Source organism: Bacillus sp. AFS031507 (assembly GCF_002584635.1).
Taxonomy (GTDB): domain Bacteria; phylum Bacillota; class Bacilli; order Bacillales; family Cytobacillaceae; genus Neobacillus.
This window is the reverse complement of record NZ_NUOW01000019.1, coordinates 1-22,494: the sequence shown is the minus strand read 5'-3', so window position 1 is coordinate 22,494 and position 22,494 is coordinate 1. Positions and strand designations below refer to the sequence as shown.

Sequence of the window (22,494 nt, the reverse complement as noted above, 5' to 3'; positions counted from 1 at the left end):
GTTGAAGAAGGAAAAAAGAAACTTTTGTTGAATATTAGGTTAAATTCGATGAAAGGAGAGAATCGTCTATTCATGGAATTATCAATGTCTCAATTATTGGCTTTAGAGAAGATTACAAGGTATGCAAGGAACAATAGACATGAAGCTAAAGAAACAATTAATCACATACTTAAAATGTCTAATATCTCGGATAAAATATTTGAAAATGCTGTTGTTAAAATAAAGGCTCACGCAAAGATAGGATTACATTTTCATCCAGATAGACCAGATTCAACTATGAAATGCGTTGCGGAAGCACTGTTGGAGCAGGGAATATATAAGAGCCAGTTTGAAACATTTATATCTAATGGCAGCGTATCCGCATACCCAGGTGGGGAACGCGATCTTTGGGAGAAGAGAATTTTTGGTGGAGCATATCAACTGGAGGGCACAACCAATAACCAACGTCCTAAATATGGGGCACTAAATTTGATGTTGCACCCAGATGGACCTGCTCCACGTTTTGGATCATGCTATTTTCTTCTATCCCCCAAGGTTTCATATCGTTCCACTTACACCTATTTAGATTCGCATCAAGACCCAAAAGAAAAGGGTACCAATAAAGAGTTTGACCTCATTTTGGCTGCACTCTTGGAAGAGGCGTTCTTAAGAGATTTTGCAATTGGCGAAAGAAATCTGACACCAGCAAGTTTAATCAATCATTTGCTGGTTAATCTTGAAAGACCATTTACGGACCCAGCAAACAAAGAGCCTAACCGCAATCTTAATCACTATATTGAAGCCCAGGTTCATGGTGATATATCACTCAAAGAAGACGTGGAAGTGCTTGTTGCAGATCCTTCTTTCAAGGAAACTTATGTAGGGAGAATCTTGGAACAAATATGCCATAAGTATTCCATTGATCTGTATTGGCACAGGGGCTTTGCTCTTATGGTAGATGAAGTTCCTTCTGATTTTAGAGGTCCATCAATGCCTTCCTTGGCAAAACGCATTGCACAAAATAATTTTATCGATGCAAAGATAATTGGATCTGCCGTAAGGGATTTAAACCGCAATCCTGAAACTTGGAGTGATCGCGGAACTTATAAGGAGGTACTTCAGGAATTAAAACTATTGTGGCACGTTTTAGTGAGATATGGTAAGCAAAATCCGACATTGAAATAAAGGTGAATTACGAATGCGATTCTTCAATAGGAAGGTCGCTCGGGAAAAAAGTAGGGGGTTAATTCAACTAACGCATGCTTTACTTGTTGCCACTCGTAAGTTCTCCCAAGAGATTAGGCATCATATTATATTTTAAATAGTATTTTACTGATTTATATAGCTATTTCATCACATATTCCTATGATTTGTTTCTTTAAAATTATTATCTTTAAAAAATATTGACAAATTTACTTCTCATCCGTATAGTATTGGATATTATAAAAAATATTCAGATATAATTTTCAAAACGCAAAGATCAGGAGTAGTAAAAGCTCATTATTCGGTAAAGAGAGCTGCGGGTTGGTGCAACGCAGTCCAATGATACTTTGAACTTGCCTGGGAGTGGTAAAGCGAAAGATTAGAGTTAATCTATTCTCTGGTTTTAACGATTGACCTTCGTTACAAGGTTTTTAAAGCAGGGTTCGGAAAGAGCCAATAAGAGTGGTACCGCGGTAAGCTTATGGCATATCGTCTCTTTCTTCNNGAAGAAAGAGACGATATGCCTTTTATGATTTTTTGGGAGGTTAGGATATGGAAACGGACAAACGGAATTTACAGAGGACAATGACTTCAAGGCATATTACGATGATGGCATTAGGCGGTGCAATTGGGGCAGGTTTATTTAAAGGAAGCAGTTCAGCAATTGATATGGCAGGCCCATCCGTATTAATTGCTTACTTGATAGGGGGCATCATCCTATTATTCATCATGCAAGGTTTAGCTGAAATGGCTGTGCGTAATAGCGGTGCAAGAACATTCAGGGATCTTGTCCAATCTATTTTAGGAAAGTATCCTGCCTATTTCCTTGATTGGATCTATTGGAAAATGTGGGTATTGAACATCACGGCCGAATCAGTCGTTGCGGCTATTTTCATTCAATATTGGGTGCCTGAATATCCAATCTGGATACTGGCATTAGCTGTTTCGGTGTTAGTTACAGCAATCAACTTGCTATCAGTAAAGGTTTTTGCTGAAACGGAGTACTGGCTTGCTTTAATTAAAATTACCGTCATCATTGTGTTCATCATGGCTGGATTATTGTTGCTGCTCGTGACTTTTGGTGATCATACAGCAGTCGGTTTCTCTAACTTAACTGACCATGGCGGTTTCTTTCCGAATGGATTAACAGGTTTAATCACGGCGATGCTGGTGGTAATTTATTCATATGGCGGTACAGAAATTATCGGGGTCACATTGGCAGAAACGAAAAATCCCGAAAAAGTGGTTCCAAAAGCCGTTCGCAGTACATTGGTCAGGATCATTTCTTTCTATATCATTCCATTTTTCATCATCGTTAGTTTAATTCCTTGGAACGAAGTAAACGGGGTGCCTGAAAGTCCGTTTGTGATGGTCTTTCAAATGATAGGGATTCCAGGTGCTGACCATATTATGAACGCCGTTGTTCTAATAGCGATTATTTCATCGATGAACTCTGGATTGTATGGTTCATCCCGCGTTCTGTATACACAAGCCGTGGACGGTCGCATTCCGAAAATCTTTTCAAGTTTATCCAAGAAGAAAGTTCCTGTTTACGCAATATTAATGTGTACTTCCACTTTATTTGGCGGTGTACTGATTTCCTTATTTGCTGGAAGCAAGACCTTCGATTTCCTGATGGGATCGCTGGGATATACCGTATTATTCATCTGGTTGATCATTGCCTTCGCCCATTTGAAATCACGTAAACAACAGCCCGGAAAAACAAGTGCCTATTCAGTTAAATGGTTCCCGTATACGACTTGGGCTGCGATCATCGCTTTAATTACGATCCTGATCGGAATCATTTTCACGACATCCATCATCGTAACGATCATTACACTTTGCATCTACATCTTTATTACCTTAACGTATGTATGGAAAAGACGCCTTAACAAAATCTAGCAGAAGTGATAATTAATAATAATTGAAATAGGTGGTTATAGTCATCAGCCTTACTTAAGGCAGCTAATGCAGCCACTACACTCATGCTAGACATGTTCTTCAATTAACGGGTGCTTGAGTAAAAAACCAGAGCTGTCATTTAGGCAGCTTTTCTTGTTTCACTAACGGGGCAGGTTAGTAGAATAAGCAATCGTTTTTTAAAGAGTAGAAGTAGTAATTTAATATCCGAATTTGTGAGAACTAGTAATTCAATCCTAGATATTACTGTGAATTCTAATCTTTCGATATATAATAACTACGAGGAGGTTGGTAACATGAAAGCAATTCAAGTTACACAATTTGGTGGACCTGAGAAATTAGTATATACAGACGTTGAGGATGTAGTAGCAGGAAAGGGAGAGGTATGTGTTCGTTTATATGCGGCGGGTGTCAATCCGAGTGATACTTACACATTAACAGGTACATATGCGTTTTGTATACCTCAGTTGCCTTATACCCCAGGCTTAGACGGTGCAGGGATTGTGGAGTCTATTGGAGGAGGAGTCACAAATGTTCGCGTTGGTGATCGTGTATTTATTGCATCCTTAATGCAAAGTAAAAGTCCAGGCACATTTGCACAAAAAATAGTATGTGATGCAACTTTGGTTCATTCATTACCAGACCATGTATCTTTTGAACAAGGTGCAGCATTAGGAGTACCTGCATCGACTGCATATCGTGCATTATTTCAACGTGCCTGTCTGAAGCCTGGTCAAACCGTATTTATTCATGGAGCCAGTGGTGGGGTTGGATTACAGGTTGTGCAAATGGCGAAATCTCACGGTGCTAAAGTGATTGGAACAGCAAGTAAATCAGAGGGTAAAAAAATGGTTCAGCAAGCTGGCGCAGATGTTGTCATTGATCATGTGACAGAAGCAACGATTGAAGATGTGTTAGCCTTAACTGATGGCAATGGACCTGATGTAATTATTGAGTTTTTAGCAAATATTAATTTAGAAACAGATTTAAAGCTGATTGCACCATTTGGTAAAATTGTAATAGTTGGAAATCGTGGTTCCATAGAAATAAATCCACGTCTTGCAATGCAAAAGGAATGTGATATTTTAGCAACAGCCCTTTGGAACGCACCAAAAGATGAATATGAACAAAGCATTCATGGTGTAATTGGCATGCTAAAAAGTGGCGCACTTAGTCCGATTATTGGTACAACTTTGCCACTCCAGCAAGCATCGCAGGGCTTTGAACAGCTAGCAAAAGGTATAGGAAATGGTAAACTTGTTTTAACAATTGACTAATTATTCTGCATGATTATTAATAGACTCATTCAAAAGCTTTATTAAAAAGTGCTATATTGAAAGATTGTGAAAACTTGTACTTAAAGTAACGGGTGCAAGAGTTTAAAATTGGGATTGCTGTGCAATCCCTTTACTTGTTGTACTAACGTAAGCAGTTTAGTTGAATAAAGAATGTCGCTGCCTGTCCCATACAAAGACCTTTTAACCATTATAGAAATGCTTAATGATGGTTTCACAACAAACGCTCAGAATTAGCTTCTGAGCGTCTGATTCCTTGAATCCAAAACATTTGCCGTTATAAATGGATATAATTTAAAATAAAATAGCATCGAGTGAATATTGTCCTGCACCCGTAAGAGCTACACCAATTGCTACAACTAATACAGCAAGACAGTATTCATATCCACCCTTTGTAATCCAGTAACCATTTGGTCCGTGGACTTTTAAAATCCCTACTACCATTGTTCCAGCAATCACAATACCTGCAAGAGGGGTAAGTAACCCTAACGCAAACATAGCTCCACCTATTAATTCCGATAGGCTAGCGAGTAACGCCATTGTTACCCCTGGTCTTATTCCCAATTTTTCAAAATGCTCCCCAGTTACTTTTAAACCACCGCCGCCACCAAAGCCGAATAACTTTTGGGCTCCGTGAGCTATGAATGACAATCCAATTACTAAGCGTATTAACAATAAACCTAACCCTATCATCTTTTGCTCCTTTAATTATCTTTATTTAATTTGTTCGTTGATGAGTTAATCAAATTCACTCAACTATTTCCATAAATCTTTAATCTACTGGAGTTTCGAATTTACCCTCCTGATAATCCCGATAAGCCTGTCGTATTTCTTCTTCTGAATTCATTACGAAAGGTCCATATGCTACTACAGGTTCTCTGAGAGGTTCACCTGCAAAAAGAACAAGTCGTAATTTTTCGTTTGCAGAAATGTGAATACTGCTCATTTCCCCATCATTTACGGAACCTAGCCACATTGCTTGCCCTTTTTTCGCCTCAACTTTATTTTCACCAAATGTTCCACTTCCTTCTAATACATAAATATAGCCATTATAGGTACCAGGAAGGTCTTGACTAATGGATGCTCCTTCTTCCAACACCATTTCTACAAACGTGACAGGTGCGTAATTCAGGGTGTTCGATACAACATCTCCAGACGAACCTGAATATACTCGAATTAAGGCACCGTTCTCTTGACGAACAGGCATATCTTTTGTGTGCATATTTTGATAACGGGGTTTTACCATTTTATATTTACGAGGTAGATTAACCCAAAGCTGAAGAAGATGAACTGTTTCACCGTCAAGTGGTGATTCATTATGGATCACTCCTCTACCAGCAGTCATAAATTGAAGGTCCCCTTTTTCTAGGATTCCACCCTCCCCCGTAGCATTGTCATAATGATTAAGCCTTCCGTCAATGATAAATGTTAAGGTCTCTATACCACGATGGGGATGCTCACTAAATGCTCCTTTTTGAAATTTATCTTCCATTAGTAATAAGAACGGGTCATAATCTACCCAGTTGCCAGGTGCAAGGATAGACTTGCGGTATGAATGTTGCTTATTTTTTGTTCGGTTACTGTCCATACTTTTTTTATTTCACGACGTTTAATATTATTTGCCCCCTTTTCATAATCATAATAAACCATTAAAATCAATTATATAAGTATGCACTTTAAAGATATATAGTATGTAAAAAGATACTATTGGAGGTAAAGATGAAAATAAAACCTGAATATTGTAAAGTACACGATGCTCTTTCCATCTTGGTTGGGAAATGGAAGCCTATCATCTTATTGTATCTAATGTCGGAAGGCACAATGAGATATGGAGAATTAAAAAAAGCACTTGTAGGCATTACCCCCAAAATGCTAACAAATCAATTACGAGAACTAGAGGAGGAGGGGCTCATAAGTCGAGAGGTATATCGTGAAGTCCCACCTAAAGTGGAATATTCTATAACCGAATATGGAATGACATTGAAGCCGATTTTAGATTCAATGCACGAATGGTGTATGGAACATAAAAAGAAAAAATTGAAAAATACAATGGATTAACATTTCCTTCCTTGTGATAATGAATACATAAATACATTTTCTGAATTTTGTTCTTCAACTAACAGATACCCAAGGTAAGAATCGATTTGATGAAAGAATTAAAACTTTTATAAAGGACAATGGACGATTAACAGTAGTACAAATTGAATCGGATGATGTTGGTGGATTAAAGATATCTTTTCTGATGGATATGTACTTGAGGCTTTTCCAGATAGTTCAGAGGAAGATGAACAAAGTGAACACTGGAGGTTCTTTAACAGAAAAGATAATAGTTCACATTTTGTTTTACTGGAAAGGGAATCGAAAAGGTTTGAACTTGAACAACATTGTGAAGAAATGTACTTACACTAACGGGGTGCTTTACTTCAATGGTGGTAAGGCATTTTCTTATTCAAGTAACTTAGCAGGTTAGTGGAATAACACAAATGGGTGATTATGGTATAATTGGATTTTGAGGGGGTGTCTATAGAGCATAGTTCTCCAAGCATTTATTTGCTCAGTAATAATTCACGTAACTTATTTTTCCAGTATATTTTTAGTAGTTTATATAAAAACGTGCCTTTATAAACCTGATATTGCAAGTGAGTGGGATAAAATAGATACACTTCAAAATGAAGTAGCGTTTGGTATGGTCATTTCTCCTGTTCTTTCTCTATTAACATTTATAGGAGTGGCTGTTATTTGCGGAATTATTATATTATTGTATAAAAGATTGTTGAACTAACTGGGCGATGCTTCAATAATGAAGGTTTGCTTGTTTTTTTACAAATAAAGCAGCATGTTTATTTAGTTACAAGGGCTTGAATTCCGTGTTAGAACTTTATTATTAGATATTTTATATAGTGGGGATAATACCACTTCAATTAAAGAAAATTTGCATGTTGACAAAAAAGGGGGCAATACAAGATGAGTGAAGCAATCAATTTACATAGAAGTGCAATAAACATGTTGATGGCGACAAGCCGGACCTTCTTTATTCCTATTAGTCATCTACCGTCAGGATTACAAGAAGCTGTTACATCCGCTTACTTATGCATGCGAGCTATTGACGAGATTGAAGACCACCCCCAACTCCGATTGGATTCCAAACATAATCTATTACATTCAATCAGCTCGCTCTTGAAAAACCCCTTCAATAATAAGGAGTTAATGGCTTTATTTCACCCATACCACTCCCTCCTACCGGAGGTTACCTTACGATTTGGCGATTGGATAAATCTTTGTCCACCGACAATTGTAGAGAATATTTCGAATGCCACATCTACTATGGCGAAGGGGATGGCAGACTGGGCTTTAAAAGAGTGGCGGATTAAGAATGAAGAAGATTTGAATGAATACACATTCTACGTTGCAGGTTTGGTAGGAGTTATGCTCTCTGATATTTGGAAGTGGTATGATGCTGTTGAAACGGACAGGGAACTATCTATAGCCTTTGGTCGTGGCTTACAGTCTGTCAATATTCTTCGCAATCGTTCTGAAGATTTAGAACGCGGTGTTGATTTCTTTCCCGATGGATGGGAGTTAGAAGATATGTTTATGTACGCCCGACGTAACCTAGCATTGGCTGACGTTTATTTAGAGGATATTAAACCCGGTCCGATCCTTAATTTTTGTAAAATCCCGATAGCACTTGCTCATGGTACACTTGATGCTTTAACAGAAGGGAAGGAAAAAATGAGTAGAGCTGCCGTAACTCAAATTGTTAGTAAAGTAATAAATAGAAAATAAGATTCTACAATATATATTTTTATCTGTGTCCTTTTTATTTTGACTAACGGATAGAATGAGGAACCCCTCAAATGGAAAAACGAAAGAAACTTTTGAGGAATATTCTAAGTTAATAATTTAACAAATATTCTTTTCAATTAAAAAATTTTTCCCTTGTTAGACTAAAGGGTGCTTTCCTTAAGAAATGGCTGCCAAAAACGGTAGCCTTTTTCTTATTGAGCTAACGTAGCAGCTTAGTTGAGGAAGGAATTGTTCATTAACGTCGTATTTGACACAAATTGCGAAAAAAATGAACTGTACTATGAAGACAGTTCAATTAATAAGTATTTTATTTTTTAAGTGGGGAAATGACATTGTTATAAAAAAATCTTTCCCATTTAGCCAACAAACCGTTTCCATTTTCACCACGTTGTATTTTCATTTCGTGGTTCTTATGAAATTTTGCTATTCGTTTATTATGTTCCTTTTGCCATTGATGGAGAGCAACTTGTTTCATTTTTATTTCTCCTCTCGTTTAATACCCTAATTATATAGGTCTGGTTGAAAATTACAAAGTAAATTTAGACTTAAACTGTGTAACAGCGAAATGGAGCCCAATAGGGAAAAACAGGTATTGATCCTGGACTTAAATAATATTTGGTATGTCCAATTATATAGTAATTATAAGGGGGGCTACCCATAATAGGCAGACCCCAGTTTCCAAAAAGGGGAGCAGGAAAGCCTTGATATATGACACTATCCGTACCGGTAATAACAACAGGCATTAGATCACAACTTTCTAAGGGTTTTATATATTTTATGACTTTAAAAAATTACAGGTGATTGTTTTTTGAGTCCCTAGGTAGCTATTAATAAAGGGGCTTTTACTACGCAGTTCGAACAAAATGTGTAAAAAAAGTTGCTTGTTAATTTAACCAGGTGCAAGGTATACATTGGGATAGCTGTAGTGATCCCTTTTTTATTGCACTAACGATGCAGGATAGTTGAATAAGAAGATGCATTTTATTTAGCAAAAGAGGACACGTTATATATAAGTTGATACTGAAAGGACTTATAAAATGGTTAAAGTGGTTATTTGGTCTATATTTATTATTCCTTGGATTTCTTTGATCTTTTTAGACCGTTCAGCAATTCGAAGATATATGCCTGTTGCTCTATTTGCCACAGTGCTCAACACTATATTGGCACAAATGGCTTGGACATATAACTGGTGGAAATTTAAAGAGACTCTTTTTAGCTGGGACAAAATAGCACCATTATTTACTGTATATAGCATATTCCTAGTTGGGACAATATGGATATTTTATTTTACATTTCGTAAATTTTGGATATATATTATTGTTAATTTAATAATCGATCTCTTCTACGGGATAGGTCTTACTAAAATGTTAAACAAGCTAGAGATAAGAGAAACTGGTAGTTTCTCTCCACTCAAAAATCTTTTGACAATGACAATACTAGCCGTCATTCTATATCTTTATCAGTTATGGCAGGAAGATATCTATGATCAGGAAAAAGTTAAGTAAAATTCATTAGATTCCTTTTATAAAGAAGGACTTTTCTTCAACTACCGGGGTGCTTATATATAACAAAGGGTTGCGGTAAGCAGCTCTTTTTTCTTGTTCCACTAACAAAGCAGGTTAGTTGAACAATGATGTAAGTTACATGTTTGAAGCAAATGAGGACAAAAAAGAAAAACCGTTCAGTTGTCTGAACGGAGAAAGTTGAATTAGGAGTGTTAATAAATGAAATTTAAATCCCTGTTTTAACGCCAAAACCTAGTAAAATTAAGCCAGTTGATTTTTGGAATACTTTCTGGAATTTGGAGTTATTCAACCATTTTTTTGCGTAATCAATTACATAAACAAGGGTTAGAAACCACAATACAGCAAGTAAAGTAAGGATTGATGCTAACACTATCAATTGCTGATTTACATTTCCGTTCAAATCAATAAATTGAGGCATGACAGTTATATAAACCAAAACAGTCTTTGGATTAAAAACATTACTAAGTAATGCTTGCATAAAGGACTCTTTATTATGCCGACTTGAAGAATTGGTAGGTGCATTCGCTTGTGCTTGAATTTCCTCTAAAGAAAACACACTTTTAGCAAAAAAACTTTTTATACCCAAATAAATTAAGTAAGCGGCCCCCAAATATTTGATTGTACTAAAAAGAATTACAGACTTTGCAATGACAACAGATAATCCAAGAATAGCAATAAGCGTCCAAAAAGAAAGTCCCGTTACCATTCCGAGAACCGTATAACGTCCAGCTTTTGGACCATATCTGAGCGTGTTTTTCACCAGGAGCATAGTATCTGCTCCTGGTATAACAACCATCATTGCAGCAATTGAAATGTATGTTAGTAAGCTATCCATGTTGTTTCTCCCTTTCCTTTCCAATAGTGACTACCAAAGTAACTACTTATATGAGTATATCAGAAGCATTTGGAAATAATCAACAGATTTTGATAAAATATTAGTTACTAAGGTAGCGACTAATATTATGTTGGAGGGTTTATGAAAGAAATCATTTTTGAAACATTAAAGAATCTAAATTTTACCGAATATGAAGTGAAAGCGTATCTTACCTTATTGGAGGAATCTCCATTAACTGGATATGCAGTAGCGAAAAATTCTGGTGTACCACGTTCAAGAATATATGAAGTTCTAGATAGTCTCGCCATACGAGGAGATATTCTGATTAGTCCTGGAAACACGCCACAGTATACTCCTGTTCCTGCAAAGGAGCTAATTAAAAACCGCCGAAGGGAAGCAGAAGAGAATTTTGAACTGGCAGAAAAATCATTAGCGGAGTTCGAACGTTCTGCAAATGACCGTGAAAATATCTGGAATATCACGGGACGTAATGAAATACTCGATAAGGTAAAAAATTGTATATTATCTGCAAAAAAAAGAATTCTCTTAGAGATTTGGAAAGAGGAATTCGAAGAATTGGAGTCTGAACTAAGGCAGGCAGCAAAAAGAGGGGTCAACGTAACAATTATTGCTTATGGGGAAATCGCCTCTGATTTTGCTAATGTTTACCTTCATTATATGGGTCATGAAATTACAGAAGAGTATGGTGGACGATGGATTGTTATTAGTGCAGATGATTCAGAAGTAGTAGCAGGTATTGTCTCGCTGGGGAAAGATAGCCGTGCAGCATGGACAAGGCATGTAGGTTTAGTCATGCCAATTACAGAAGTCATGATTCATGATTTGTATCTCATGGAAATTATGGAGAAACATAGAGAACTTTTAGAGGAAAGTTTTGGGGAAAACCTCGTGAATTTACGCCATAAATTCTCAATTCACTCAGATTTTAAAAAACATTATGTAAAATAAATTTGTACTATTGTCTGTTTTATACAACATAAGAAGAACAGCTTTCTTCATAGCAAATAGGCTGTTCTTGTTTAACTAACGGGTGCGATTGTTCAATTAGAGCAGTCGCTTTTCTTTTTCCACTAAGGGTCATGGTAGATTAGATTAAGGAGAAATCATCATAAGGTTTATTTCTACGTATCTGTATTTATCTTTATGTTCGCGAATATTAATTTACAGGGATAGGTTTCATGAAATTCGGCGGTTAGGAGGGATCGACTTGGATGTAATCGGAAAAAGTGTCATACGTAAAGAGGCGTGGGATAAAGTGACGGGCCGGGCGAAATACACAGATGATTACCAATCGATCGGGATGCTTTCTTGTAAAAAGGTCATCAGTCCATATGGGCACGCTAGGATTACTTCGGTTGAAACGACTGAAGCGTTAAAAATACCTGGAGTTAGGGCGATTATCGCAGGAAAAAATTTTCCTCTCACAGGTGAGGCGATTCGCGATCGCCCACCAATTGCTGTTGATAAAGTACGTTATCACGGGGAAGTAGTTGCATTAGTTGTCGCAGATACTCCAGATCAGGCTATGAAAGCAGCCTCACTGGTTAATGTGTCCTATGAATTATTGCCTGTAGTAAATTCACCAACACAAGCCTTCCAAAGGGATGCTCCCCTCGTCCATGAACATTTAGGCGAATATAAAAAGGAGGAAGATTCAGGTCCGGTTCCGGGAACAAACATAGCTCACCTTACGAAAATTAGAAAGGGCAATATGGATAAAGGATGGGCTGACAGTGAAATAACAGTAGAAGCAAGTTATTCCTTTGCTCCTTCCGACCATGCCGCAATGGAAACAAGATGTTCGACTTGTGAGATTTTACCAGATGGGACAATCAATATAACGACTTCTTCTCAGGCACCTTTTATGGTCAAAACACTTATAGCTGATTACTTTGGTGAGGATATAGGGAAAATTGTGGTTCACACGCCGTTTGTTGGAGGAGCCTACGGTGGAAAGGCACCCGTTCAGCTTGAAATACTTGCCTACTTAGCATCGAAGGCTGTTGGTGGCAGACCTGTAAAGGTTTTCAATACCCGTGAAGAGGATATCATTACATCTCCATGTCACATTGGCTTGGATGCAACAGTTAAAATTGGGACCGACCGTAAAGGGAACATTAAAGTGATGGAAATCCTTTATTTGTGGGATGGGGGTGCCTATTCCGATAAAGCGATTGATGTAACGAGATCAGGTGCAGTCGACTGCACAGGTCCCTACAATGTTGAGAATGTTTGGTGTGATTCGTACTGTATGTATACCAATCATCCTTATGCAACCCCATTTAGAGGATTTTCTCATTCCGAGCTTTCCTTTGTGGTTGAAAGAACAATGGACTTACTTTCTCAAAAACTGCAGATGGATCCGCTTGAGCTCCGTTATATAAATGCCATTAGGCCGGGAAATACGACTCCGACAAGGGTTCTTTTAAATAAAAGCAATTTAGGAAACTTACCACAATGTATTGTGAGAGTAAAAGAGTTAATCAAGTGGGACGAAGGTCCAATTAAAGTGATAGATGAACGTTTTGTTAGAGTAAAAGGCGTTAGCTGCAGCTGGAAAACGTCTACGATTGATACTAACGCTCCTTCAGGCGTTATATTAACATTTAATCGGGATGGAAGTATCAATTTAATGTCAGGTATTATCGAAATTGGAACAGGAACCAAAACTGTGCTTGCTCAAATTCTTGCTGAGAGACTAAAAATGGATATCGATGAAATTCATGTTCGAATGGAAGTGGATACCCAGACAACGCCAGAACATTTTAAGACCGTTGCTAGTAGGGGAACATTTATGGCAGGTAGGGCTACCTTAAATGCTGCAGACGATGTGATTAAGCAATTAAAAGAAGTGGCTTCATGTGTGTTAAGAGCACCTAAGGAAGATCTTGAAGTGGCGAATAGTCGGGTGTTTTTAAAAGATGATCCATCCATTGGGCTCCATTTTAAAGAAATTGGCTATGGTTATAAGTATCCAAATGGTAACGCTATTGGTGGTCAAATCATTGGCAGAGGAAATTATATATTACGTCATCTAACTCACTTGGATCCTGAAACTGGAGCAGGCAAGCCTGGTCCGGAATGGTCTGTTGCAGCATATGGTGTAGAGGTAGAATTCGACCGTAAAGATTATACTTATCGACTTGTTCATGCGGCGACGGTGCTGGACGCTGGCAGGGTGATGAATAAAAAAGCAGCATTAGGTCAGGTTATGGGGGCAATGAGTATGGGGTTAGCATTTGCTGGGAGGGAAACATTTTATTTTGATAAGTTAGGGAGGGTTTTGAATCCACAGCTTCGGACCTACCGCCCGCTCCGCTATGGAGAGAATCCTAATTACTTGGTTGATTTTGTTGAAACTCCACAGATTGATGCACCATATGGAGCTCGTGGAATAGGAGAACTAGGGTTAATGGGAATGCCTGGGGCCCTCGGGAACGCATTGTCCTTGGCCGCTGGTGTTTCGCTTCATAATCTTCCATTAATTCCAGAATTGATTTGGAAAGCAAAGGAGAATAAATAAAGTATATCCGATGGAAAGGTGTTCAGTATCATAGAACTGGCTGCCCAAAAAGCAGCCTTAGTTGAGGAAAGTTGTGAATAACATTTGCATAAAAACTCGCACATTTTTTTGTGCCGAGTTTTTGCATTTTTATATAACAAAAGCTATGTCAAAAAGTTTGTCATTTAAGCTTTAAATATAAAAAAGCACATCAAAAATCGAACTTTTTTTTCGTTATAATTATAGAAGATATGAGGACTTCAAGAGTGTAACGGTGTTAAGGGTAAATTTCCCTATCCAGGGTGATACTACTTTTATGTGAATAATATAATTACATTGGAGGAAATTAGAATGCCAAAAATTAATAGGGTAGCCTTGATTGGAACAGGTGCTGTAGGTTCAAGTTATGCCTTTGCATTAATCAATCAAGGAATTGTCGATGAACTTATTCTAATTGACATTAATTCAGAAAAAGCTGAAGCAGATGCAACTGATATGAATCATGGGATGATAGCTGCACCACATCCTACAGATGTTAAATACGGAACATATAATGATTGCCATGACGTTGATTTAGTTGTAATTTGTGCAGGTGTTGCTCAAAAGAAAGGGGAAACACGTTTAGACCTTGTTGATAAAAACTTAAAAATCTTCAAAGGGATTGTTGACAGTGTGATGGAAAGCGGGTTTGATGGAATCTTCTTGGTTGCAACAAATCCTGTTGATATTCTTTCTTATGCTGTATGGAAATACAGTGGGCTGCCTAAAGAAAGAGTTATCGGTTCTGGAACAATTCTTGACACAGCTCGATTACGTTACAACCTCGGACAATACTTTAATGTATCACCTAACAATGTTCATGCTTATATCATTGGAGAACATGGTGACAGTGAATTACCTGTTTATAGTACAGCCAGTGTAGCAAACACAAATATTCTTAAATTGATTGATAATAACAATGAATATTCATTTGAAGACTTAGATGCAATCTTTATTGATACAAGAGATGCAGCATACAAAATTATTGAAGGGAAAGGGGCAACATATTACGGAATAGCTATGGGGTTATTACGTATTACTAAAGCAATTTTTCGAAATGAAAATGCCATACTTCCTGTTTCAGCCTACTTAGATGGTCAATATGCTACTAAAGATGTTTACATAGGTGTACCTTGTGTGGTTAATAGAGAAGGTATTCAAAGCATTATTGAACTGGAACTAAGTAATAAAGAAAAAACACTATTCAATAACAGTGTTAAAACATTGAAAGGAGAGATTTTAGCCAAATACTTTGATATACAACTTTAATAATGGAACAAGAAATGGATGAGTTTCAAGTTACTGTAAGGTAAGATCTAGCTATTTTTTGAAAATTGAACTTTAACTCCTCTTCTTCCTAATATAATTATAGCATATTAAAAATGGTCAAAATAGACTGTTTTTTCTCATTTTCTACTGCTAAAATGCAATAGAACTTGAATTGGATGAGTGGGATAAATATATCAAAGAATCCAAAAGAAATATAATGGGTAGGAGAGATGTAGAATGAGTTCTTTGGTTCTCGGTTTTCAGGAAATGGAAAAAACACAGCTTTTGCTCGTTGGTGGAAAAGGTTTAAATTTAGGGGAATTATCAAAAATTCAAGGAATACAAGTACCAGAAGGATTTTCTGTTACAACAGTGGGATATCAAAAAGCCATCGAACAAAACGAAACGTTTCAAGCTTTGTTGGATCAATTAACAAAGCTAAAAGTAGAGGATCGAGATCAAATTGGTGAAATCAGCAGGAAAATTCGACAACTCATTATAGAAGTAGAAATTCCTTTAGACATTGCGTGCGCAGTTGCTCACTATCTCTCCCAGTTTGGCGATGAATATGCTTATGCAGTGCGTTCTAGTGCGACTGCTGAAGATTTACCACATGCCTCTTTTGCTGGTCAACACGACACCTTTTTAAATGTCATCGGAAAAGAAGCAATCTTACAGCATATCAGCAAATGCTGGGCTTCCCTATTTACAGATCGTGCGGTAATCTACCGTATGCAAAATGGATTTGACCACAGTCAAGTTTATTTATCGGTTATCGTTCAAAGGATGGTTTTCCCACAGGCTTCAGGGATTTTATTTACCGCTGATCCGATTACTTCTAACCGAAAGCTGCTATCAATCGATGCCAGTTTTGGACTTGGAGAAGCACTGGTCTCTGGCTTAGTATCTGCGGATTGTTATAAAGTACAGGAAGAGGAAATCGTCGATAAGAGGATAGCAACCAAAAAATTGGCTATCTATGGACGAAAAGAAGGCGGAACAGAGACCCAGCAAATCGATCCTGATCAGCAAAAGACTCAAACACTTACTGAACAACAAATATTACAACTAGCAAGCATCGGAAGACAGATCGAAGCTTATTTTGGTTGCCCACAAGATATCGAATGGTGTTTGGTTGATGATAAATTTTATATTGTCCAGAGTCGGCCAATCACTACGCTTTTCCCCATCCCTGAAGCGAATGATCAAGAAAATCACGTCTATGTATCTGTCGGTCATCAACAAATGATGACAGACCCTATAAAACCATTGGGATTGTCTTTTCACCTGTTAATAACTCCTGCACCTATGCGGAAAGCTGGTGGAAGGTTGTTTGTTGATGTCACACATCAACTGGCTTCGCCTGTCAGTAGAAACATTTTATTAAATGCTATGGGACAACACGATCCGCTCATGAAAGACGCACTTATGAACATCATTGAGCGTGGAGATTTTATAAAATCGTTACCAAATGATATTAAAGCACCGAGTCCCACTAGAGGCAATACAGATAAACTGGCACAAATCGAAAACAATCCATCAATCGTTTCTGATTTGATTAAGCGTAGTCAAACTTCGATTGAAGAGTTAAAACAAAACATCCAAACGAAATCAGGAATAGATTTATTTGATTTTATTCTAGAAGATATACAGGAATTAAAGAAGATTTTATTTGACCCACAAAGTTCAGCTGTATTTATGGCTGCTATAAATGCTTCATCATGGATCAATGAAAAAATGAACGAGTGGTTAGGTGAAAAAAACGCGGCGGACACGCTTTCTCAATCTGTACCAAATAATATTACTTCGGAAATGGGTCTAGCACTATTGGATGTCGCAGATGTGATTCGTCCTTATCCAGAAGTAATTGATTATTTACAACATGTAAAAGATGATAACTTTTTGGATGAACTAGTTAATTTTGATGTTGGACAGGAAGCTAGAAACGCTTTCAATGCTTTTCTCAACAAATACGGAATGCGATGTGCCGGAGAAATCGATATCACGAAAACTCGTTGGAGTGAAAAGCCTATTACTCTTGTCCCCATGATTCTCGGTAACATTAAAAACTTTGAGCCAAATGCTGGAAAGCGCAAATTCGAGCAAGGGCGACAAGAAGCTTTGGAAAAGGAACAAGAGTTATTGGACCGATTGAAACGATTACCGGATGGTGAACAAAAGGCCAAAGAAACAAAACGAATGATTGACCTAATCCGGAATTTCATCGGTTATCGGGAATATCCAAAATACGGCATGGTTAATCGCTACTTCGTTTATAAGCAGGCTTTACTGAAAGAAGCCGAACAACTCGTACAGACATGCGTTATTCATGAAAAAGAAGATATATACTATCTCACTTTTGAAGAACTTCACGAAGTCATACGTACAAACAAACTGGATTACCAGATCATCAGCAAACGAAAAGACGAGTACAAATTATATGAAAAACTAACTCCCCCACGTGTTATCACGTCTGATGGTGAAATCATTGCGGGTGAGTACAAACTAGAAAATCTCCCAGCCGAAGCGATTTTAGGTCTGCCTGTTTCTTCCGGAGTGATAGAGGGACGAGCGCGTGTCATCTTAAACATGGAAGATGCTGATTTAGAAGATGGAGATATATTAGTCACCTCTTTTACTGATCCTGGCTGGACACCATTATTTGTATCCATAAAAGGTTTAGTTACCGAAGTTGGTGGACTGATGACCCATGGAGCAGTTATCGCACGTGAATATGGCTTACCAGCAGTTGTCGGGGTTGAAAATGCTACCAAACTGATAAGAGACGGGCAACGAATTCGCGTAAACGGAACAGAAGGGTATATCGAAATATTGTAATTGCTGAATACCTTACAGTATGAAGAATGATGTACAGAAATTCTTATCTTTTGTTATAGAATAATAATATTTATGTTTGAAGGTTTTTTGTTCAACTAATGGGTGCGATACTTCAGGATGAAGGTCGCTTTTTTCTTTTTCCACAGAATATATTGTGAAATGTTGTACTTAATGTAACGAAGCAGGATAATTGAATAAGAGTATGTGTTACTTTGAATATTGAATAATGTTGAGGAAGTGGTCTGAATTTTTAATGCAATTGTTTTGTTTATTCTTGCAGGATTAGCTGAAATTGGCGGAGGTTATTTAATTTGGTTGTGGTTAAGAGAAAGTAAGCCGGTTTATTGGGGAATAAGTGGAGGGATAGCATTAGCTTTATACGGTATAATAGCTACATTTCAGACCTTCCCTTCATTCGGTAGAGTTTATGCTGCGTATGGTGGAGTGTTCATAGTGCTATCTGTTTTATGGGGATGGGGCATAGATAAAAAAACAACCGATTTATATGATTGGGTGGGTGCAGGAATTTGTTTAATTGGTGCTTCGGTAATCTTGTTTGCACCACGTCAATAAATTTCTTATTAAAGTAATAGTGCAAGAGTTAAAGATTAGCTGCCATAATGGTAGTTTAAAAACTCATTATGTCTTTAATTAAAATAAACATTAACGTCAAGCAACATAGTAGCCAAACTAACATAAAACATAAAGGAGATAGAGATATAATGGAATTCTGGGAATCAAGTTTTATAGAAAAACAAACGATGTGGGGATTTGAACCTACAGACTCCGCAATCTTAACAAAGGACTTTTTCATTGAAAGGAATGTTAAAGATATACTAGTACCAGGTATTGGGTATGGTAGAAATGCAAAGGTTTTTATTGACAATGGAATAAATGTTACTGGTATTGAGATTTCAAAAACAGCTATTGATTTGGCGAGGCAAAATGGGCTTGATATTAGTATTTTTCATGGTTCAGTGACTGACATGCCTTTTGATAACAAACTTTATGATGGTATATTTTGTTATGCACTTATTCACTTATTGAATAATCGTGAGAGAGATAAGTTTATTAATGATTGCTATAATCAGTTAAAGCCAAATGGATATATGATTTTTACAACTGTTTCAAAAAAAGCCCCTATGTTTGGTAAGGGCAAACAATTGGATAAAGACTATTTCGAGATAATGGAAGGCGTAAAAATGTTTTTTTATGATTCTGACTCCATAAAACAAGAATTTGGAAAATATGGACTTGTAGAGTTTTCAGAAATTGACGAGCCAAGTAAGAACATGAAAAATAAACCTCCAATAAAATTTATAATTGTAAAATGTAAGAAAGAAATATAAAGATAATCATAAAAAAAATTAAAAAAAGTGAATTGTTAGGAGATAGGATGTGGATATGTTAACGGCTGCTTTCCTTAAATTAAAGGAAGCCTTTTTTTTATAGATGGTACGGTAGTTGAATATGTGGAACACACATTTAGTTACTATGTAAAGAGCAAATATTAATCTTAGTTGGGCGAATACATAAAAATGCTTCACACAGCATGTTGATCCTGTGCAACAGTCCTTGAGAAAACAGCATAAAAAAAAGATTGTGAAGAAACGTACTTAAAATAACGGGTGCAAGAGTTAGAGATGGAGATCGCTGCGGCGATCTTTTTGCTTGTTGAACTAACGAAGCAGGTTAGCTGAAGAAGGGTTAACTAAAGTTAAAAGCGGAAAAGTGCAAAAGTGAGTCAGTGAAAAGATTCAATTTTCTTCTTCACTTTTGTACTTTTTCTATGCTTTTGCTTGTTGAAGATTTGGATAATAGAGGGAAATTTAGGAAAGATATCTGTAACTCTGTTTAAACGAATGGTAGTTATATTATATGGTATGGGATTAATGTTGAACGGTCGCCGTAACCATATCATCCATAGCCGTTACCACCATAACCATATCCGCAGTAACAAAGCATTTAAAATCCCCCATTTTTATAAATTAATAATATCTTCGACCAACAAAGGCAGAACCTACGATAATAAGTGGAATAAACAGTACAACAATTATTGCGAAACTTCCGCTCCTTGGAGGGCTAACGGGATAGTTTTGTCCCGATAACATAAACTAACAGAATGAAAATGATAATATATAAAGGAGATTACATATGCTGAAAAAGATACTGAAAATCCTTCAAGTACTCCTAATTGTATTTATCGGCGCATGTTGTGTTTTGCCTGTTTGGGGTAAAATTGACAGAACAGCAGCCGAAAAAAGGATGGTATTTGACCAGCAGCCCATTCAATACCCGATTCGTCAAAGTAATATTACTATGTATACGGACGGGAAACAGTTAAACAATCAATTTTTCTCAGATATAAGGAAAGCAAAACATTACGTGCATATCAACTTTTTCTCTATTGCTGATGATAAAGTAAGTCATCAATTTCTAGATTTATTGAGACAAAAAAGCCAGGAAGGTATAGAAGTATATTATGCAGTGGACAGGATGGGTGGAATTTTACTAAAGAAAAGGGAAAGAGAATTATTGGTTAAAGCAGGAGTGCATTTTACGTATTACAATAAGCCTGCTTTTCCTTATCTTTTTGCTTCTTTGGATCGTCGGAATCATCGCCGTATTTCAATTATTGATGGAAGGATTGGGTACATTGGCGGATTTAACATCGGCAAGAAGTATTTAGGAGAAAATGTAAAACTCGGTCACTGGAGAGATTATCACCTTCAAATACGAGGAGAAGGAGTTCAAGATCTAGAACATCAATTTGTGTTAGACTGGAAGAAAAACACAGAGCAACAGATTCCTATACACAGCGCGACAAAGGAAAAGGGAGCAACCTCGCATCGATTTACTGCATATTATAGCGGAGAAAAACTTGGGCAAGATTATGCAATGCTGTTTCATCAAGCAAAAGAGTCCATCATTATAGTAACACCTTATTTTATACTAAATGACAAAACTATTTGGAACTCATTAGTGGATGCAAGAAAAAGAGGAGTTCGTGTTAAAATTCTGTTCTCACCTCATTCGGATGCACTGTTAGTTAAAGAGGCAGCGTATCCATATATTCGAAAAGCATTAAAACAGGGAATAGAAGTATACGGTTATAAAAAGGGAGTGATACACGGTAAAGTATTCTTGATTGATAAAAACGTATTGATGGTAGGGACCGTAAATTTTGATTCGCGCTCGTTTCATTTAAATGAAGAAATGAACTGCTATATCCATGACCCTGTCTTTATTTCTAAAATAAAGCCAGTCATCAATGAAGACATCCAAAATTCAAAACGAGTAACATCCTCTGACGTCAATCAATTATCTATAAAAGAAAAACTGAAAGAAAAGTTTGCAAAAATGATTGAGTATTATTTGTAAAAACTAAGTATTTTTATTTTAAGGAGTAGTAGACTGCATTTTATTAGAATAAATTAAATTACTGATACTAAAATAGAATGCTATGGAGAGGGAACGTTGTTTCCTTCTCTTTTTTATTTAGGCTATGTAAAGGGGTACTCATTTTTACTACCATTTAAGAACGATATTTTCTTACATATTCTGTGTTGAAATTGAGCTTCATTAAAAATCAGCAATGATCTTCAACTAACGGGTGCTATAATTCAATAAGCCAATATATAGAAAAATGCTCAGAGTTTATATGCTCTGAGCATATTTTTATATGCCGATTATTTTGTTAATTTTCTTGTTAATCCTAATGTTAATACTCCCGTGATTTTAACGCTAATTGGAATTTTGTACTTCATAATAGAACCCGTTACTAAAAGACTCTTTTTTAATATTTCCGTCAGAACTGGGGGAGATTATCAAGGTTGTTGGTCGGATCACCGTCCGGATTGCTCCGAAGATGTTCCTCTCCATCGCCACCCATGAAAACATTGACGTTTACAATTAACCCACTTTTTGCCATCTGTTGTGCTTCTTTGTAATCAACGACTTGACCGTTTGACAACTTTAATTCAATAATATCGTCATCTCCATTCTTACGGACCGCGATGACAGATTCTTGACGTTTTTCCATAATTTCGCCTCCTATATATAAGTAGGATGACTTAAAAAAATAAAAAAATTCATATTTTATGAACCATGCAGCCGAAGATTAGCTGTGTAAATCTTTAGCCAAATGATTGCGGACCTAATTTTATAAATTAATCAATTCGTAGTAGCGGACGCTTTTATAAGTATTTAACACATTTTATTCCTTTTTATCGATAAGTATTGTACTTAAACTCCCTCAGT

Annotated in this window: 17 protein-coding genes, 2 pseudogenes and 1 other annotated feature; of the genes and pseudogenes, 13 read left to right on the top strand and 6 right to left on the bottom strand. The window is 36.8% G+C overall.

The genetic code is table 11. The annotated features are described in order from the left end of the window. Positions 1-72: 72 nt before the first annotated feature. The 3 genes from COE25_RS18255 to COE25_RS18245 all read left to right on the top strand — a co-directional run bounded on the left by COE25_RS18255 (position 73) and on the right by COE25_RS18245 (position 4,379). Positions 73-1,164 carry a DUF3626 domain-containing protein gene (locus tag COE25_RS18255; RefSeq protein ID WP_098933615.1) on the top strand — a complete coding sequence of 364 codons (1,092 nt, stop codon included), beginning with the start codon at positions 73-75 and terminating at the stop codon, positions 1,162-1,164. A 282-nt stretch (positions 1,165-1,446) separates the two neighbouring features. After that, positions 1,447-1,682 (top strand) — a binding site (T-box leader). Positions 1,683-1,734: 52 nt separating this feature from the next. Continuing rightward, positions 1,735-3,084, top strand: coding sequence for an amino acid permease (locus COE25_RS18250; RefSeq protein WP_098933614.1), 1,350 nt, complete (start codon positions 1,735-1,737; stop codon positions 3,082-3,084). A gap of 314 nt (positions 3,085-3,398) precedes the next feature. After that, positions 3,399-4,379, top strand: coding sequence for an NADPH:quinone reductase (locus tag COE25_RS18245; protein WP_088087199.1), 981 nt, complete (start codon positions 3,399-3,401; stop codon positions 4,377-4,379). A gap of 312 nt (positions 4,380-4,691) precedes the next feature. Here the strand turns inward: COE25_RS18245 and COE25_RS18240 are convergent, their stop codons facing one another. Next, a complete protein-coding gene (locus COE25_RS18240; RefSeq protein ID WP_088087200.1) occupies positions 4,692-5,090 on the bottom strand; it encodes a DoxX family protein in 399 nt (132 codons plus the stop codon). Between the two features lie 79 nt (positions 5,091-5,169). Continuing rightward, a pseudogene (locus COE25_RS18235) lies at positions 5,170-6,047 on the bottom strand (pirin family protein). Between the two features lie 69 nt (positions 6,048-6,116). Between COE25_RS18235 and COE25_RS18230 the strand changes: the two are divergent. After that, positions 6,117-6,455, top strand: coding sequence for a winged helix-turn-helix transcriptional regulator (locus COE25_RS18230; RefSeq protein WP_098933613.1), 339 nt, complete (start codon positions 6,117-6,119; stop codon positions 6,453-6,455). Between the two features lie 906 nt (positions 6,456-7,361). Beyond that, positions 7,362-8,183: a squalene/phytoene synthase family protein gene (locus COE25_RS18215; protein ID WP_088087204.1), complete on the top strand. Its 822-nt coding sequence runs from the start codon at positions 7,362-7,364 to the stop codon at positions 8,181-8,183. Positions 8,184-8,511: 328 nt separating this feature from the next. On the opposite strand, the gene COE25_RS30845 is transcribed toward COE25_RS18215, so the two are convergent. Beyond that, the gene (locus COE25_RS30845) at positions 8,512-8,679 is read right to left on the bottom strand and encodes a hypothetical protein (protein WP_179195804.1); all 168 of its coding nucleotides are present in this window, start codon (positions 8,677-8,679) and stop codon (positions 8,512-8,514) included. A gap of 562 nt (positions 8,680-9,241) precedes the next feature. Between COE25_RS30845 and COE25_RS18210 the strand changes: the two genes are divergently transcribed. Continuing rightward, the gene (locus tag COE25_RS18210) at positions 9,242-9,709 is read left to right on the top strand and encodes a hypothetical protein (protein WP_088087205.1); all 468 of its coding nucleotides are present in this window, start codon (positions 9,242-9,244) and stop codon (positions 9,707-9,709) included. Positions 9,710-9,935: 226 nt separating this feature from the next. On the opposite strand, the gene COE25_RS18205 is transcribed toward COE25_RS18210, so the two are convergent. Then, entirely contained in the window at positions 9,936-10,565 is a 630-nt protein-coding gene (locus tag COE25_RS18205; RefSeq protein WP_098933611.1) for a homoserine/threonine efflux transporter, read from the bottom strand. A 141-nt stretch (positions 10,566-10,706) separates the two neighbouring features. Here COE25_RS18205 and COE25_RS18200 point away from each other — a divergent pair, with 141 nt between their 5' ends. From COE25_RS18200 to COE25_RS18175, 6 genes are all read left to right on the top strand, one after another. Beyond that, the gene (locus COE25_RS18200; protein ID WP_098933610.1) at positions 10,707-11,534 is read left to right on the top strand and encodes a TrmB family transcriptional regulator; all 828 of its coding nucleotides are present in this window, start codon (positions 10,707-10,709) and stop codon (positions 11,532-11,534) included. 259 nt (positions 11,535-11,793) lie between these two features. After that, positions 11,794-14,109, top strand: a complete 2,316-nt coding sequence (locus COE25_RS18195; RefSeq protein ID WP_098933609.1) for a xanthine dehydrogenase family protein molybdopterin-binding subunit — start codon at positions 11,794-11,796, stop codon at positions 14,107-14,109. Between the two features lie 330 nt (positions 14,110-14,439). Beyond that, complete coding sequence (locus COE25_RS18190) at positions 14,440-15,396, top strand: L-lactate dehydrogenase (RefSeq protein ID WP_373408492.1); 957 nt, start codon at positions 14,440-14,442, stop codon at positions 15,394-15,396. Positions 15,397-15,633: 237 nt separating this feature from the next. After that, the gene (gene ppsA, locus COE25_RS18185; protein WP_098933608.1) at positions 15,634-18,234 is read left to right on the top strand and encodes a phosphoenolpyruvate synthase; all 2,601 of its coding nucleotides are present in this window, start codon (positions 15,634-15,636) and stop codon (positions 18,232-18,234) included. A gap of 246 nt (positions 18,235-18,480) precedes the next feature. Beyond that, positions 18,481-18,807 carry a YnfA family protein gene (locus COE25_RS18180; RefSeq protein ID WP_098933607.1) on the top strand — a complete coding sequence of 109 codons (327 nt, stop codon included), beginning with the start codon at positions 18,481-18,483 and terminating at the stop codon, positions 18,805-18,807. Between the two features lie 149 nt (positions 18,808-18,956). Then, entirely contained in the window at positions 18,957-19,583 is a 627-nt protein-coding gene (locus tag COE25_RS18175; protein ID WP_098933606.1) for a class I SAM-dependent methyltransferase, read from the top strand. 639 nt (positions 19,584-20,222) lie between these two features. Here COE25_RS18175 and COE25_RS32300 read toward each other — a convergent pair. Further along, positions 20,223-20,300 (bottom strand): annotated as a pseudogene (locus COE25_RS32300) (YjcZ family sporulation protein); the annotation flags it as partial. A gap of 88 nt (positions 20,301-20,388) precedes the next feature. On the opposite strand from COE25_RS32300, the gene COE25_RS18165 reads away from it, so the two are divergent. After that, positions 20,389-21,615: a phospholipase D-like domain-containing protein gene (locus COE25_RS18165; RefSeq protein WP_098933604.1), complete on the top strand. Its 1,227-nt coding sequence runs from the start codon at positions 20,389-20,391 to the stop codon at positions 21,613-21,615. Positions 21,616-22,042: 427 nt separating this feature from the next. Here the strand turns inward: COE25_RS18165 and COE25_RS18160 are convergent, their stop codons facing one another. Next, positions 22,043-22,276 carry a DUF3892 domain-containing protein gene (locus tag COE25_RS18160; protein ID WP_088087214.1) on the bottom strand — a complete coding sequence of 78 codons (234 nt, stop codon included), beginning with the start codon at positions 22,274-22,276 and terminating at the stop codon, positions 22,043-22,045. Between the last annotated feature and the right edge of the window lie 218 nt (positions 22,277-22,494).

Bases quoted from the DNA above. Each gene is read 5' to 3' on its own strand.
- COE25_RS18175 (WP_098933606.1), top strand. From the start codon at position 18,957: ATGGAATTCTGGGAATCAAGTTTTATAGAAAAACAAACGATGTGGGGA.
- COE25_RS18230 (WP_098933613.1), top strand. From the start codon at position 6,117: ATGAAAATAAAACCTGAATATTGTAAAGTACACGATGCTCTTTCCATC.
- COE25_RS18160 (WP_088087214.1), bottom strand. From the start codon at position 22,276: ATGGAAAAACGTCAAGAATCTGTCATCGCGGTCCGTAAGAATGGAGAT.
- COE25_RS30845 (WP_179195804.1), bottom strand. From the start codon at position 8,679: ATGAAACAAGTTGCTCTCCATCAATGGCAAAAGGAACATAATAAACGA.
- COE25_RS18240 (WP_088087200.1), bottom strand. From the start codon at position 5,090: ATGATAGGGTTAGGTTTATTGTTAATACGCTTAGTAATTGGATTGTCA.
- COE25_RS18190 (WP_373408492.1), top strand. From the start codon at position 14,440: ATGCCAAAAATTAATAGGGTAGCCTTGATTGGAACAGGTGCTGTAGGT.
- COE25_RS18200 (WP_098933610.1), top strand. From the start codon at position 10,707: ATGAAAGAAATCATTTTTGAAACATTAAAGAATCTAAATTTTACCGAA.
- COE25_RS18215 (WP_088087204.1), top strand. From the start codon at position 7,362: ATGAGTGAAGCAATCAATTTACATAGAAGTGCAATAAACATGTTGATG.
- COE25_RS18205 (WP_098933611.1), bottom strand. From the start codon at position 10,565: ATGGATAGCTTACTAACATACATTTCAATTGCTGCAATGATGGTTGTT.
- COE25_RS18255 (WP_098933615.1), top strand. From the start codon at position 73: ATGGAATTATCAATGTCTCAATTATTGGCTTTAGAGAAGATTACAAGG.
- ppsA (WP_098933608.1), top strand. From the start codon at position 15,634: ATGAGTTCTTTGGTTCTCGGTTTTCAGGAAATGGAAAAAACACAGCTT.
- COE25_RS18250 (WP_098933614.1), top strand. From the start codon at position 1,735: ATGGAAACGGACAAACGGAATTTACAGAGGACAATGACTTCAAGGCAT.
- COE25_RS18245 (WP_088087199.1), top strand. From the start codon at position 3,399: ATGAAAGCAATTCAAGTTACACAATTTGGTGGACCTGAGAAATTAGTA.
- COE25_RS18165 (WP_098933604.1), top strand. From the start codon at position 20,389: ATGCTGAAAAAGATACTGAAAATCCTTCAAGTACTCCTAATTGTATTT.
- COE25_RS18210 (WP_088087205.1), top strand. From the start codon at position 9,242: ATGGTTAAAGTGGTTATTTGGTCTATATTTATTATTCCTTGGATTTCT.